Source organism: Sphingomonas sp. 4RDLI-65, assembly GCF_049472435.1.
Classification (GTDB): Bacteria; Pseudomonadota; Alphaproteobacteria; order Sphingomonadales; family Sphingomonadaceae; genus Sphingomonas.
Map to the genome: position 1 here is coordinate 454,399 of NZ_JBCEBT010000003.1, position 13,957 is coordinate 468,355.

General features: G+C 65.7%; 13 protein-coding genes. 6 read left to right on the forward strand and 7 right to left on the reverse strand.

Translation table 11 applies throughout. The annotated features are described in order from the left end of the window. Positions 1 to 8 precede the first annotated feature (8 nt). From VH567_RS10310 to VH567_RS10320, 3 genes are read left to right on the forward strand one after another with little or no spacing between them, the layout of a single operon-like run. Positions 9 to 1,160: a bifunctional 2-C-methyl-D-erythritol 4-phosphate cytidylyltransferase/2-C-methyl-D-erythritol 2,4-cyclodiphosphate synthase gene (locus VH567_RS10310; RefSeq protein WP_423325731.1), complete on the forward strand. Its 1,152-nt coding sequence runs from the start codon at positions 9 to 11 to the stop codon at positions 1,158 to 1,160. Continuing rightward, the gene (locus VH567_RS10315; RefSeq protein ID WP_423325733.1) at positions 1,157 to 1,693 is read left to right on the forward strand and encodes a hypothetical protein; all 537 of its coding nucleotides are present in this window, start codon (positions 1,157 to 1,159) and stop codon (positions 1,691 to 1,693) included. The genes VH567_RS10310 and VH567_RS10315 overlap by 4 nt, the downstream gene beginning before the upstream one ends. Then, entirely contained in the window at positions 1,693 to 2,208 is a 516-nt protein-coding gene (locus VH567_RS10320; RefSeq protein ID WP_423325735.1) for a CinA family protein, read from the forward strand. Before VH567_RS10315 ends, VH567_RS10320 begins: the two co-directional genes overlap by 1 nt. Here the strand turns inward: VH567_RS10320 and VH567_RS10325 are convergent. Then, positions 2,154 to 2,627 carry a type II toxin-antitoxin system RatA family toxin gene (locus VH567_RS10325; RefSeq protein WP_055876000.1) on the reverse strand — a complete coding sequence of 158 codons (474 nt, stop codon included), beginning with the start codon at positions 2,625 to 2,627 and terminating at the stop codon, positions 2,154 to 2,156. The two genes, VH567_RS10320 and VH567_RS10325, sit on opposite strands and share 55 nt — an antisense overlap. Next, positions 2,627 to 3,553 carry a lipoyl synthase gene (gene lipA, locus VH567_RS10330; protein ID WP_423325737.1) on the reverse strand — a complete coding sequence of 309 codons (927 nt, stop codon included), beginning with the start codon at positions 3,551 to 3,553 and terminating at the stop codon, positions 2,627 to 2,629. The genes VH567_RS10325 and lipA overlap by 1 nt, the downstream gene beginning before the upstream one ends. Before the next feature lie 175 nt (positions 3,554 to 3,728). Between lipA and VH567_RS10335 the strand changes: the two genes are divergently transcribed. Continuing rightward, positions 3,729 to 4,370, forward strand: coding sequence for a carbonic anhydrase (locus tag VH567_RS10335; RefSeq protein ID WP_423325896.1), 642 nt, complete (start codon positions 3,729 to 3,731; stop codon positions 4,368 to 4,370). A 4-nt stretch (positions 4,371 to 4,374) separates the two neighbouring features. Here the strand turns inward: VH567_RS10335 and VH567_RS10340 are convergent, their stop codons facing one another. The 3 genes from VH567_RS10340 to aspS all read right to left on the reverse strand — a co-directional run bounded on the left by VH567_RS10340 (position 4,375) and on the right by aspS (position 8,591). Beyond that, positions 4,375 to 5,151: a polyphosphate kinase 2 family protein gene (locus VH567_RS10340; protein WP_423325739.1), complete on the reverse strand. Its 777-nt coding sequence runs from the start codon at positions 5,149 to 5,151 to the stop codon at positions 4,375 to 4,377. Next, entirely contained in the window at positions 5,148 to 6,551 is a 1,404-nt protein-coding gene (locus VH567_RS10345) for an APC family permease (RefSeq protein WP_423325741.1), read from the reverse strand. Before VH567_RS10345 ends, VH567_RS10340 begins: the two co-directional genes overlap by 4 nt. Before the next feature lie 216 nt (positions 6,552 to 6,767). Continuing rightward, a complete protein-coding gene (gene aspS, locus VH567_RS10350) occupies positions 6,768 to 8,591 on the reverse strand; it encodes an aspartate--tRNA ligase (protein ID WP_423325743.1) in 1,824 nt (607 codons plus the stop codon). Positions 8,592 to 8,682: 91 nt separating this feature from the next. Between aspS and rnd the strand changes: the two genes are divergently transcribed. Then, the gene (gene rnd, locus VH567_RS10355; protein WP_423325745.1) at positions 8,683 to 9,858 is read left to right on the forward strand and encodes a ribonuclease D; all 1,176 of its coding nucleotides are present in this window, start codon (positions 8,683 to 8,685) and stop codon (positions 9,856 to 9,858) included. Continuing rightward, entirely contained in the window at positions 9,855 to 10,151 is a 297-nt protein-coding gene (locus VH567_RS10360) for an I78 family peptidase inhibitor (RefSeq protein WP_423325747.1), read from the forward strand. Before rnd ends, VH567_RS10360 begins: the two co-directional genes overlap by 4 nt. Positions 10,152 to 10,281: 130 nt before the next feature. Here the strand turns inward: VH567_RS10360 and VH567_RS10365 are convergent, their stop codons facing one another. Together VH567_RS10365 and VH567_RS10370 are read right to left on the reverse strand one after the other, a co-directional pair. Continuing rightward, positions 10,282 to 11,793 carry a Ppx/GppA family phosphatase gene (locus tag VH567_RS10365; protein WP_423325748.1) on the reverse strand — a complete coding sequence of 504 codons (1,512 nt, stop codon included), beginning with the start codon at positions 11,791 to 11,793 and terminating at the stop codon, positions 10,282 to 10,284. Then, positions 11,790 to 13,955: an RNA degradosome polyphosphate kinase gene (locus tag VH567_RS10370; protein ID WP_423325750.1), complete on the reverse strand. Its 2,166-nt coding sequence runs from the start codon at positions 13,953 to 13,955 to the stop codon at positions 11,790 to 11,792. The genes VH567_RS10365 and VH567_RS10370 overlap by 4 nt, the downstream gene beginning before the upstream one ends. Between the last annotated feature and the right edge of the window lie 2 nt (positions 13,956 to 13,957).

Sequence of the window (13,957 nt, forward strand, 5' to 3'; positions counted from 1 at the left end):
TCGCGAGGATGACACAGACCCAGCGTATCGTCGCGATCATCGTCGCCGCCGGAACCGGCGTGCGCGCCGGGGGAGCGGTTCCCAAGCAGTTCGCGCTGATCGCCGGGCGTCCGATGGTCGCCTATTCCTACGATGCGTTCGCCGCGCATCCTTCGATTGCCGAGACGATCGTCATTATCGGTGAAGGGCAGCAAGCCCTTGCCACCGAATCGCTCGACCGCGGCGTGAGAACCGTGATCGGTGGAACGACGCGCCGCGAGTCGGTCGCGAACGGACTCACAGCGGTCGCCGATGCGACGCACGTGCTGATCCACGACGCGGCCCGCCCCTTTCTTTCTGCCGCCGTCATCGATTCGCTCGTCTCGGCCTTGAAGACCCGGGACGCAGTTATCCCCGTCCTTCCGGTGGCCGATACGCTTGCCCGTGGCACGGTCCTGCTAGGCGACATCGTGCCTCGCGCGGACCTCAACCGAGTGCAGACTCCGCAGGCGTTTTCCGTTGAAGCGTTACGCGCCGCGCACGCCGTCTGGCCCGCTGACGAGGACGCCACCGACGACGCGCAGATGGTGCGGCGGCTTGGCGTCGGCGTCGCGTTGGTGCAGGGCTCGGCGATGCTCGAGAAAGTCACCCACCCCGAAGATTTCGCGGCCGCCGAAGCGCGCGTCGCCTACGAAACCCGCACCGCGATGGGTTTCGACGTCCACCGGCTCGAAGTCGGCGAGGAGCTTTGGCTCGGCGGCGTCCAGATCCCGCACGACAAGGGGCTGTCGGGGCATAGCGACGCCGACGTCGCGCTCCACGCGCTGACCGACGCGCTGCTTGGGACGATCGCGGCGGGCGATATCGGTACGCATTTTCCGCCGAGCGACCCGCAGTGGAAGGGCGCCGACTCCGCGCAGTTCCTCCAGCACGCCGCCAAGCTGATCGCGGACAAGCGCGGCCGGATCGATTTCGTCGACCTGACGCTGATGTGTGAAGCGCCGAAAATCGGGCCGCACCGCGCGGCGATGACTGCGCGGATCGCCGACCTGCTTGGCCTCACGATCGACCGGGTCAGCGTCAAGGCAACGACGACGGAGCGGCTCGGTTTCACCGGTCGCGGCGAAGGGATCGCGGCGCAGGCTGTTGCGACCGTCCGCGTTCCCGGAATGCCGGCATGAAGGCCCGCATGAGAATCGGCGCTGCACTTGCCTCCGTCGCGCTCCTCGCCAGCCCGGCGGTCGCGCAACCCCGCTGCATCACTGGACCCGAGGCAGAGTCGCTGACGCTCGTCGCGATGCCTGACATACTGCGCGAAACCGGCCGCGTGTGTGCGGCGCAGCTTCCCGCCGCCAGTCTCATCCGGTCGCAGTCGAGTGCGCTGATCGACCGGTATCAGATCGAGTCCGACCGGGCCTGGCCATCCGCGCGCGCGGCGATCGTCAAGCTGAGCGATCCTGCGGTCGACGCGATGCTAGATTCGGAGTTTGCGCGGCCGTTGCTGACGACGCTGCTGGTGCCGCAGATCGTCGGGCGGATCGCGACGCGCGATTGCGGGACGATCGACCGGATGGTGACGCTGCTCCAGCCCTTGCCACCGCGCAACACCGCGGGCATCGTCGTGGAGACGTTGCGGTACCTGAAATCTCAGAAGCCGCGCGGCGGTGATATCGCCGCGGTAGCGATGCTGCTGTGCCCGGTGGAGACACGTTGATGGACACGATCCTTCCCGCCGAACTGGTTGCTGCCGCGCGTAAGGTCGTCGAGCAGAACCGCGCTATCGGCCGCCGGGTCGCGGTCGCCGAAAGCTGCACCGGCGGCCTCGTCGCAGCGGCGCTGACCGAGATTCCTGGATCGTCCGACGTGTTCGAGGTGGGCTTCGTCACCTATTCGAACGAAGCCAAGCTCGGCGTGTTGAAGATCAGTTCCGACGTGCTGGAGACTTTCGGCGCGGTCTCGATCGCGGTGGCGTGGAGCATGGCGCAGGCCGCACTCAAGCAGTCTGGCGCGGACATCGCGGTCGCGATTACCGGTGTCGCTGGCCCCGGCGGCGGTTCGCTCAAGAAGCCGGTCGGCACCGTCGTGTTCGGTCGCGCTGAGAAGGGCGGCGATCCGTCCGACGTCCATGCCGATCGCAAGGATTTCGGCGATCTCGGCCGCGGCGGGATTCGGCTTCAGGCCGCGTTGTGTGCGCTTGAACTCTTGCTACCGGATGCGTCAGCCCCGTAAAGCTCGGCGGCGCGGGTCTCGAACGCGCCGATCATTTTCCGCAACGCGGCACCGAACACCTGCCCGGCGATCATCTCGAACATCCGGTTCTTGAACGCAAAGTCGACGGTGAAGTCGACCGCGCAGCCTTGCGGTTCGGGCCGGAAATGCCATTCGTTGCGCAGGTACTTGAGTGGCCCGTCGACGTAATCGACGGTGAGTTCGCTCGGGCGCACCTTCTCCACCCGCGACGTGAACGTCTCGCGCAGGCCCTTGAAGCCGACGATCATGTCGGCGAGCGTCTCGGTCTCGCTGTTCGACCGCACACGCATCGCGCTGACCCAGGGCAGGAACTCTGCGTAGCGTCCGACATCGGCGACCAGGTCGAACATCTGCTCAGGTGTGTAGGGCAAATGGCGCGTTTCCGAATGCTTCGGCATCAGATGCGCGCGACGCCCAGTTTCGCATCGCGGTTCGCGCGCAATTTCTCGAAATCGTCGCCGGCGTGATAGCTCGACCGGGTGAGCGGCGACGATGCGACCAGCAGGAAGCCCTTGGCGCGGGCGATCGAGGCATAGGCGTCGAACGCCTTGGGCGGCACGAACTCTGCGACCTTCGCATGGCGCGGTGTGGGCTGGAGATACTGGCCCATCGTCAGGAAATCGATGTCGGCGCAGCGCATGTCATCCATCACCTGATGGATCTCCAGGCGCTCCTCGCCGAGCCCGAGCATCACGCCCGATTTGGTGAAGATCGACGGATCATGCTTCTTGACGCTCTCCAGCAGCCGCAGCGACGCATAGTAGCGCGCACCCGGGCGGATCGTCGGATAGAGCCGCGGCACGGTCTCGAGATTGTGGTTGTAGACGTCGGGTCGTGCCTCGACGATTGACTCGATCGCGGCCTGCGCCTTGTTGCGGAAATCGGGCGTCAGGATCTCGATCGTCGTCGTCGGGTTCGACGCGCGGATCGCCTGGATAACCTTCACGAACTGCGACGCGCCACCATCGGGCAGATCGTCGCGATCGACCGAGGTGATGACGATGTGGTTGAGCCCCATCTGCGCGGCCGCGTCGGCGACGTTCTGCGGCTCCATGCGATCGACTGCGCGGGGCATGCCGGTCTTGACGTTGCAGAACGCACAGGCGCGCGTGCAGGTGTCGCCGAGGATCATGACGGTAGCATGCTTCTTCGACCAGCATTCGCCGATGTTGGGGCACGCCGCCTCTTCGCACACGGTCGTTAGGCTTTTCGAGCGCATCAACTCGCGGGTCTTTGCGAAGCCAGCGGAGGTCGGCGCCTTGACGCGGATCCAGTCGGGCTTGCGCGCGCGGACCGGCGCAGCCATCGGGGTCATGTCGTTCATGAGGTGCCAGATAGCCCCGCCCTGCCCTGGAGACAATGGTGGCGGATCAGGTCGGCCCGTTTGAACGGCTGGAAAAACGGGATAAAATGATGGAACCAGATCCAACATGACAAGTTTGTCATGTTGCAGTGCAAACGTCCATGAAAGGCTAACCGTGCCAACTCACTTTCCGGAAATGATCGAAGGCTATCACCGTTTCAAGGACGGCCCCTGGGAGGAGCAGCGCGAGCGCTGGAAGGAACTGAAAGACGGCCAGAGCCCGAAGGTGATGATCATCGCCTGCTCGGACAGCCGCGTCGAACCCGCGCAGATTTTCGACACGCTGCCGGGCGAAGTGTTCGTCGTCCGTAACGTCGCCAACCTGGTACCGCCGTTCGAAACCGGTGGTGGTTATCACGGCGTCTCGGCGGCGATCGAGTTCGCCGTCACCCAGCTGAAGGTCGAAGAGATCGTCGTGATGGGCCATGAGAAGTGCGGTGGCTGCAAGGCGGCCCTGACGCAGGCGTTCGCGGATGCCGAGCACGGCGCGGGCGGCTTCGTCTCCGACTGGGTCAGCCTGCTCGATGGCGCGCGCGAGAAGGTGATCGCGAAGTATGGCGAGGGCGCCGAGGCCGGTCGCGAGATGGAACTCGAGTCAGTCCGCACCTCGATCGCCAACCTGCGCACCTTCCCGTTCGTCACCGAAGCCGAGGCCGCCGGGACGCTGGCGCTGCGCGGTGCCTATTTCGGCATCGACAAGGGCCAGATGCTGCTGCTCAACGAGGATGACGAGTTCATCCAGGCCGAGGCAGCAGAGGCCAAGTCCGCAAAGGCCTGACGGTTCAGCGAAGGCCTAACGCCTTCTCCGCCACGCGCTTGACCTTCGGGTCGAGCGGTGGCGGCACCATCGACACCCCGGCTTCGAGGCGGTCCGCGATCAGCGTCAGCGCTGCGATCCGGGCCGCCTTTTTGTCGTTGCCGTCTATCACCGTCCACGGCGCGGTCGCGGTATCGGTGCGCGCGAACATCTCCGCCATCGCCTCCAGATAATCGCCGCGCTTCGACCGGTTGTGATAATCGTCGAGCCCGGTCTTCCAATGCTTCCACGGATCGTCGAGCCGCGCCTTCAGGCGACGGTCCTGTTCCTTCTGCGTGGTGTGGATGAACAGCTTTACGAGGGTGGTGCCGCTCTCGACCTGCTGCGCTTCGAACGCGTTGATCTCGTCATAGCCGTGGCGCCATTCTGTCTCGCTGGCGAACCCTTCGACGCGCTCGACCAGGACGCGGCCGTACCAGCTGCGATCGAACACCGCGATGTTGCTGCAGGCGGGCAAGCGGTTCCAGAAGCGCCAGAGGAAATGGTGCGCCTTCTCGTCCGCGGTCGGCGCGGCGATCGGCCAGACCTTGTAGTTGCGCGGGTCCCATTCGGCGGAGAGGCGCTGGATGATGCCGCCCTTCCCCGCCGCGTCCCAGCCCTCGAACATGATGATGGCGCGCGTTCCACCGACGATGTGCGCGACCTGGATGTGCTCGAGACGCTTCTGGAGTTCCTTCAGGTCGTGCTTGTACTTGCCGTCATATTCGTCGCCGGTTTCGTAGTCGGCCAGATGGATCGTCATGCGTTGCTCTCCGTCGCTAGTGGAACATGAACGTTCCAAGGCCCTCGACGACGCAGGACGAACCAATAATAGGCAATCGAGAGCAGGATTTCGGCCGCGGTCATGATCAGGCCGGGGCGGCCCTCCTCCAGATCGAACCAGCTCGTCCAGCAGACATAGCCGAGCGCCAGCAGCGTTACGAGGGGCGCCAGCGGATAGAGCGGCATCTGGTACGGCGCGTGGGCGGTCTTGCCGGTCCGCCTGCCGACCATCGCCGCGACGCAGATGCCCGCGTAGATCGCGACGAGGCCGGTGCCGCTGAGGACGAGCAACAGTTGCAGCGGCAGGAAGCAGGCGACGATCCCGAACCCGCCGACGAGCAGCGTACCGACCCAGGGCGAGCCGAACTTCGGGTGGACGTGCGCCATCCACTGATCGAGCGGGCGGCCCCATGAGCCGTCACGCGCGGTGCCGTAGAAGAACCGCGCGCAGGCGAGGATGCAGGCAATCACCGCGTTGACGATCGCGACAACCACGCCGACCGAAATCCAGTTGGCCATTGCCGAGCCGCTCCGGAGGGCGACGAGGAGGCCGAAAGGATCGCTCGCGGTGAGCGTGGCGTGGAGGTCGGGTGCGCCGACGAGGACAGCGACGATCGGGATGCCCTCGAACAGCAGCGTCAGCGCGAGGGACGCCATGATCGCGCGGGCGATCAACCGCGGCGCGTCGAGCATCTCCTCGCCGAAATACACCGCGGCGCCATAGCCATTGAGCGCGAAGATCGCGATCGAGGTGGCGAGGCCGATCGACGCGGCGGACGCCGGAACTAGGGCAGCACCTTGCGGCATCACCGAGTGGAGGAGCAGGTCGCCGAACGGGCGCACGGCGTCGGCAAATCCGAGCCAGACGACCGCGAGGATCGCCAGCATCTCGACCAGCAGGAAGAGCCCGGTGAGCCAGGCGTTCACCTTGATCTGGAGGATCGCGACCAGCGTCGATCCGGCGACTACGGCGATCGCGACGGGAATCTGCGGCAGGCCGGGAACGAGCGTGCCGAGCACCGCGCTGACGCCGAGCCCAGCGACCGGCGGGAAGAGCAGGTTGTTGAAGACGTTGACGCCGAGCATGACGAACCCCGCCATCGGCCCGAGGGTATGCGCGACCGCGACATACTCGCCGCCGGCGACCGGCCAAGCGGACGAGAGTTCGGCATAGACGAACGCGGTGGCGACGCAGACGAGTCCGGCGATCAGCGTCGCCCACACCGCGCCGGTGCCCGCGACCTGGAGCATGCCGGGGACGATGACGAACACCGACGAGGCCGGGGTCGCGACCGAGAGGGTGAGGAAGAGGACGCCCATGACGCCGAGGCTGCGGACGAGTCTCGGCGCCGCCGCCGGTGTCATCTGATCGTCGAGCATGCCATCCCCTTACAGTGGAGGGGTATTTGCATGGTTAACTGGGTTGGGAAAGCGGCGGGGTGTACAACTTTACCCCTCGCCCCTCCGGGGAGAGGGAGGGGCCCGCCCGCGCTTGCGGGTGGGAGGGTGAGGGCACGCGCTCGTGTCGCAACGTGCCCTCACCCTCGTTCGCTTTGCGAGCTTTCCCTCTCCCCGGCGGGGAGAGGGTTAGGGACGTCACCCAGCGTTAGGCGCGACCACCTTCGTCGCGTCTTTCGGGCCATCGACGGTCAACCGGATGTTGAGTTCCTTCAACTGCTTCGCGCTGACCGGGCTCGGCGCGCCCATCATCAGATCCTCGGCCTTCTGGTTCATCGGGAACAGCACGACCTCACGGATGTTCGGCTCGCCCGCGAGCAGCATCACCATCCGGTCGATCCCCGGCGCCGAGCCACCATGCGGCGGCGCGCCGACCTTGAACGCGTTGATCATGCCCGCGAAGTTCGTGTCGACGTCGGCCTGCGTATAGCCGGCGATCTCGAACGCCTTGTACATGATCTCAGGGCGATGGTTCCGGATCGCGCCCGACGACAGCTCGACGCCGTTGCAGACGATATCGTATTGGTACGCGAGGATATCGAGCGGATCCTTGGTCTCCAGCGCCTCCATCTCGCCCTGCGGCATCGAGAACGGGTTGTGGCTGAAGTCGACCTTCTTCGCGTCCTCGTCATATTCGAACATCGGGAAGTCGACGATCCAGCAGAACTCGAACCGGTTCTCGTCGATCAGGCCGAGGTCCGCGCCGATCCGCGCGCGGGCTGCGCCTGCGAGCTTAGAGGCGGGCAGTTCCTTGCCGGCCGCGAAGAAGATGCCGTCGTTCGGGCCGAGGCCCATCTCGGCGATCAGTTTCCGCGTCGCTTCCTCGCCGTGGTTCTTGGCGATCGGGCCACCGAGTTCACCGTTCTTCTGCGTGATGTAGCCGAGCCCGGCATGCCCTTCGGCACGCGCCCAGTCGTTCATGTCGGTGAAGAATTTGCGGCTCTTGTCCGCGGTGTTCGGCGCGGGAATCGCCCGGACCACGTCACCGCCTGCGACGATGCCCGCGAACAGGCCGAAGCCCGAATCGACGAAGTGATGGCCGACGTCGTGAATCAGGATCGGGTTGCGCAGATCGGGCTTGTCGCTGCCGTATTTGAGCATCGATTCGCGGTAGGGGATGCGCTTGAACGGGAGGGCCGACACTTGGCGACCCTTGCCCTGCCAGTCAGCGAATTCCTCGAACACGCCGTGAAGGACGGGCTCGATCGCGTTGAATACGTCGTCCTGCGTGACGAAGCTCATCTCGAAATCGAGCTGGTAGAATTCACCCGGCGAACGATCGGCGCGCGCGTCCTCGTCGCGGAAGCACGGCGCGATCTGGAAATAGCGGTCGAAGCCTGCGACCATCAGCAGCTGCTTGAACATCTGCGGCGCCTGCGGGAGCGCGTAGAACTTGCCCGGATGGACGCGGCTCGGCACCAGGTAATCGCGTGCGCCCTCAGGGCTCGACGCGGTCAGGATCGGCGTCTGGAATTCGGTGAACCCCTGCCCGTTCATGCGGTTACGCAGCGATGTTATCACCTGGCTCCGGAGCATGATGTTGGCGTGCAGCCGCTCGCGACGCAGATCGAGGTAGCGATAGCGCAGGCGGATATCCTCGGGATACTCGGCCTCGCCCGCGACCGGCATCGGCAACTCGCCGGCCATCGACTGGACCGTTGCGGCGGTCGCGCGGATCTCGATCCCGCCGGTCGGCAGGTTCGGGTTCACGGCTTCGGGCGCCCTGGCCGTGACCTTGCCGGTGATCGTGACGACGCTTTCGCTCTTCAGGCCCTCGATGACCTTGAAGACCGGGCCGCTGACGTCGGTGACGATCTGGGTGATGCCATAGTGATCGCGCAGATCGATGAAGACGAGGTCGCCGTGATCGCGCTTCTTGTGGACCCAGCCGGAGACGCGGACCTCTTCGCCGACCTGTTCGGGGCGGAGGGCGGCGCAGTTGTGGGTGCGATAGGCGTGCATGATGGGTCTTCTCGGACGATAAACAGGTGGTCCGCGCTTCCCTTCATCACCCGCCTTTGTCAACCTTGGCGAGCCTCGCTATGGACGGTCCATGCATATCCACCCGCTTATCTCCGACAGTGCCACGCTCGCCAATCTGTGCGCGCGCATGGCCGACGCCGACTATGTGTGCGTCGACACCGAATTCATGCGCGAGAGCACCTATTACCCGGAGCTCTGCCTGATCCAGATCGCCGACGACAAGGAGGCGGCCGCAATCGACCCGATGGCACCGGGGATCGACCTGAAGCCGCTGCTCGACCTGCTCGTCGAGAATCACGACGTGCTGAAGGTGGTTCACGCCGGCGGGCAGGACATCGAGATCGTCTACAACCTCACCGGCAAGACGCCCTTCCCGCTGTTCGACACGCAGGTCGCGGCGATGGCGCTCGGCCAGGGCGAGCAGATCGGCTATTCGAACCTCGTCGACAGCTGGCTCGGAATCGCGGTCGACAAGGGCGCGCGGTTTACCGACTGGGCGCGCCGGCCGCTCGACGCACGGCAGATCGAATATGCGATCGGCGACGTCACGCATCTGTCGAAGATCTTCCCGAAGATGCTCGAGCGGTTGCGCAAGACCGGGCGCGGCGTGTGGCTCGATCAGGAGATGGAGCGGCTTGGCGACATTGCCAATTATGCGAACGATCCGGATCTGGCGTGGAAGCGCGTGCGGATTTCGGGGCGCAAGCCTGACGTGCTGGGCAGGTTGAAGGCGCTGGCGCGGTGGCGCGAGCTCGAGGCGCAGGCGAAGGATTTGCCGCGCGGGCGGATCGTCAAGGACGAGACGCTGGGCGACATGGCGGGGCATCCGCCGCGGAAGCAGGCGGACTTGGCCCGGATCCGTGGGTTGTCGGCGACTTGGGCCGGCAACGATATTGGTGGTCGCTTGATGGCGGCGATCGAGGGTGCACAGCCGCTGAGCGACGAAGAAATGCCGCCGCGCGACGATCGTAAGCCGGGGCTCGGCAAGGAGGGGTCGCTGGTCGCAGACCTCCTCAAGCTGTTGCTCAAGATTCGCTCGCGAGACATTGATGTTGCGTCGAAATTGCTCGCGCGAACCGATGAGCTAGAGGCGCTGGCAGCCGGCGTTCGGACCGGGCTGCCGATGCTGGAAGGCTGGCGGTTCGATCAGTTCGGGCGTGATGCGCTCGACTTGGTCGAAGGACGACTCGCGTTTGCGGTCATCGGCGGCAAGCTCAAGATGACGCGTACGGAGGATGCCGCATGAGGATCGTTCTGGTCGCAGTCTTGGCCGCCACGGCGGCGTGTACGCCGGTAGAGATGCGCGGCGAGACGCCGGCTGCTGCACCGGTGGCTGCGGCGTGCAATGCCGATTCGCTGGGCGATCTAGTCGGCAAGCGCGCGAGCGATGCCCGGGCGGATGTGATGCAGACCCGGTCGGGATCGCGGACGCTGCGCTGGATCGCGCCGAACACCGCGGTGACGATGGATTTTCGGCCTGACCGGCTGAATGTGTACGTCGATGCGAAGGGCCGGATCGAACGCTTCACCTGCGCCTAAATCTGCTCGGTATATCCTCCCCTTGCAGGGGAGGTGGCTGGCGCTTGCCAGACGGAGGGGTGCCTCCCTCGATAGCGCGATACCCCTCCGTCAGTCCTCCGGACTGCCACCTCCCCTGCCAGGGGAGGAATTAGCTGAGTGCCAACACGGGTTTGCGGCCTAACGCGGTCGCCAGAGCGGTATGGCGACGTTCTACCGCCTCTCCGTAGAGCCCGCGATCGTCCGAGCGGAGCGTCAGCGTCAGGGAGACACCGTCGTCCGCGAGGCTGGAGCGTTTCAACGGTCCGGCCAGGCCGCCGCTCATGCGCTGGCCAAGGCGCATCGCCAGCCCCCACGCGGTCGCGCTCTTTACCGCCGCAGGACTTGCCAAGCGGCCTACCGGATCTGCGGCCGCCAAGTCGCCGCCCAGGCTCGTATATAGCGCTTGCGCCAACATGCCCCGACCCGGGGCGTCGATCGCCACCCAATTGCCGTGCAGCGCGACCTCCACGCCCCGTTCGGCGCGGAACTCCGGATTGGCTCGCCAGCCAACGTCCGCGAGCAGGCATGCGGTATGACGGAGTCGCGCCATTGCAGGCGGCTCGGTGGTAAATAACGGCGCGAGCCAGCGATCGAGCAAGTCGCCGTGCTCGGGAAACCGGCCCAGCAGGCGGCCTTCTTCGCGGGCGGCAACGATCAGCGGGTCGAGCGTGCGGTCTGCGGGCTTCAGATGTTCGTAGAGCAGCCCTTCGCGCAGACCGTAGGCCGATACGACCGTCGTCTTGCTGCCGAGCTGGCGCATCAGCACGCCGAGCAATGCGGCGGCGTCGGCCAGCGTCGCGGTACGGCCCGACGACAAGCCCGGGATAGCCTTCAGGCGGGGCTTCGAAAGCTGCGGGATCGTCCGGCTCAACCGCGTGATGGTCGCGGCGGTCATCGGGTATTGGTGGATGATCGGCAGCGGATAGTCCGACAGCTCCATGTCGAGACGCGCGAGCGCACGCCACGATCCGCCGACGAGGTAGAGCGGAAGCCCCTGCCCCTTGGCCGTCCAGCCCGCCTCGCGGACCAACCTCGCCACGTAGCGTTCGAGCACTTTGCCGCGTTTGGCGCGAAGCGGGCCGATGCGGAGCACGCCGAGCGGGAACGAGACGCGATCCTCGATCTTGCCGCGGCGGACGCGGACGAGTTCGAGACTGCCGCCGCCGAGATCGCCGACGATGCCGTCTGCATCGGGGATCGCGGAGAGCACGCCGTAGCCGGCCGCACTCGCTTCCTGCTCGCCCGAAAGCGTCTCTACCTTGAGGCCGAGTTGCTCAGCCGTTGCAATGAGTTCGCCGCCGTTCTTCGCATCACGAACCGCCGCCGTCGCGACCGTGCGGAGCGTCGAGCATTCCATCTCGCGTGCGACGGCCGCGAACCGAGCAAGTGCCACCCGCGCCGTCTTTAGCGCCGACTTCTCGATTGACCCGGTTGCCGCCAGGCCTCGACCAAGCCCCGCAAGCACCTTCTCGTTGAACCGGATCGCGGGCAGCCGTGGCGGTCCCTGATACACGACCAGACGAATCGAGTTCGAGCCGATGTCGATGATCCCCGTACGCGGGTGATCGTCGGTCTCGGCCTTGGGGGGCGAATTGCCGAACAGGACGCTGGTGACGCTCATCGTTTTCGGCGGAGCGACAGCGTTGGCACGGCATTACTGGTCGCGAGCGAGGCGCCGCGGCCGGAGAGCGAAGGATTCGTCATGAAATACCGATGCAGGTTGAACGGGCGGTCGCCGGGATCGACGCGGCTATATTCGCCGTCGGGGCCTAGCTCCCAACTCTGCTCGTTGTCGATCAGGTTCGCGACCATCACCTGGTCGAGGATCTGATCGTGGACGGTCGGGTTGAGGATCGGCAGCATATATTCGACACGGCGGTCGAAGTTGCGCGGCATCCAGTCGGCCGACGAGATGAACAGCTTGGCGCCGTCATTGGGGAGCGCCTTGCCGTTGCCGAACGCCCAGATCCTGCTGTGCTCGAGGAACCGCCCGATCACCGACTTCACGCGGATCGTTTCGGACAATCCGGGCACGCCGGGGCGCAGGCAGCAGATGCCGCGGATGATCAGGTCGATCTCAACCCCTGCCCCGCTCGCCTCGTACAGCTTCTCGATCACCGCGGGGTCGACCAGCGAGTTCATCTTCGCCCAGACGCCGGCGGGCTTGCCGGCGCGGGCGTTGGCGATCTCGACGTCGATCAGGTTCATCAGGTTCTGGCGAAGATCGCGCGGGCTCAGGCTGACGCGCGCCATGTCGGTCGGTTCGACATAGCCGGTGATGTAGTTGAACATTTGTGCCGCATCGCGCCCGACCGCAGCGTCAGCGGTGAAGAAGCTGAGGTCGGTGTAGATCTTGGCGGTGACAGGGTGATAATTGCCGGTGCCGAAATGGCAGTAGGTGCGGAACGCCTGGCCTTCGCGGCGGACCACCAGCGAGACCTTCGCGTGCGTCTTCCAGTCGATGAAGCCGTAGACGACCTGCACGCCTGCGCGTTCCAGTGCTGAGGCCCAGACCATGTTCTGTTCTTCGTCGAACCGTGCCTTCAGCTCGACGACTGCGGTTACCGACTTGCCGGCTTCGGCCGCGGTGATGAGCGCGTTGATGACCGCAGGCTGCTTGCCGGCGCGGTACAGCGTCTGCTTGATCGCCACGACGTCGGGGTCGTTCGCCGCCTGTTTCAGGAAGGCAAGCACCACCTCGAACGTTTCGTACGGGTGGTGGACGACGATGTCCTTGGCCTTGATCGCCGCGAAGCAGTCGCCGCCGAATTCGCGGATTCGCTCGGGGAAGCGCGGCGTGAACGGCGGGAACTTCAGGTCGGGGCGATCCTCGTCGACCAAGCCGTCGAGGTCGACGATGCCGAGAAGGTTGCCGCTTTCGGTGATGATCGCGTCGGCGCCGCCGAGTTCGTCCTTGAGGACCGCGGCGAGCACGTCGGGGATGCCGGTTTCGAGTTCGAGCCGGATCACGCGACCGCGGCGGCGGCGCTTGATCGCGTTGGCGAAGTAGCGGACGAGATCTTCGGCTTCCTCCTCGATCTCCATGTCGCTGTCGCGCAGCACGCGGAAGCTGGCGGCGGCGAGGACGTCGTAGCCGGGGAACAGGACGGGGGCGAACCGCTTGAGCAGCGTCTCGACCGCGATATAGCGCGCCGGCTCGCCGGGCAGGCGGATGAAGCGGGTCATCGTGTGCGGGAGCATGACCAGTTCGCGGACCGGCTCGTTGTCCGAGATGCGGACGAGGTCGAAGATCACCGACAGGCCGCGGTTCGGGATGAACGGGAAGGGATGCGCGGGATCGAGCGCCTGCGGGGTCAGGATCGGGAAGATCTGGTCGCGGAAATGCGTTTCGAGCCATTCGTCCGCCTCGCCTTCGATGGCTTCGCGGCGGAGGACGAACAGCCCGGCTTCGTCGAGCAGCACGCGGAGATCGCCCCATACCGCCTGCTGGCTCGCCATCAGCGCGTCGGCCTCGCGGACGATAGCGGTCAGCTGCTGGCCGGCAGTCAGCCCGTCTGCCGAGCGCCGATCGACGTCCTGCGTCTGCTGCCCCTTCAGGCCGGCGACGCGGACCATGAAGAACTCGTCGAGATTCGAGCCCGAGATCGACAGGAAGCGGAGCCGTTCGAGCAGCGGATGCGCTGGGTTGCACGCCTCCTCCAGCACGCGGCGGTTGAACGCCAGCCAGGACAGTTCGCGGTTGAAATACCGGTCGTTCGGCTCTGCGCCGATGGGATCGTCGTCGTCTTCCGCTTGGCGGACGATATGGGCTGGACGGTTCATCG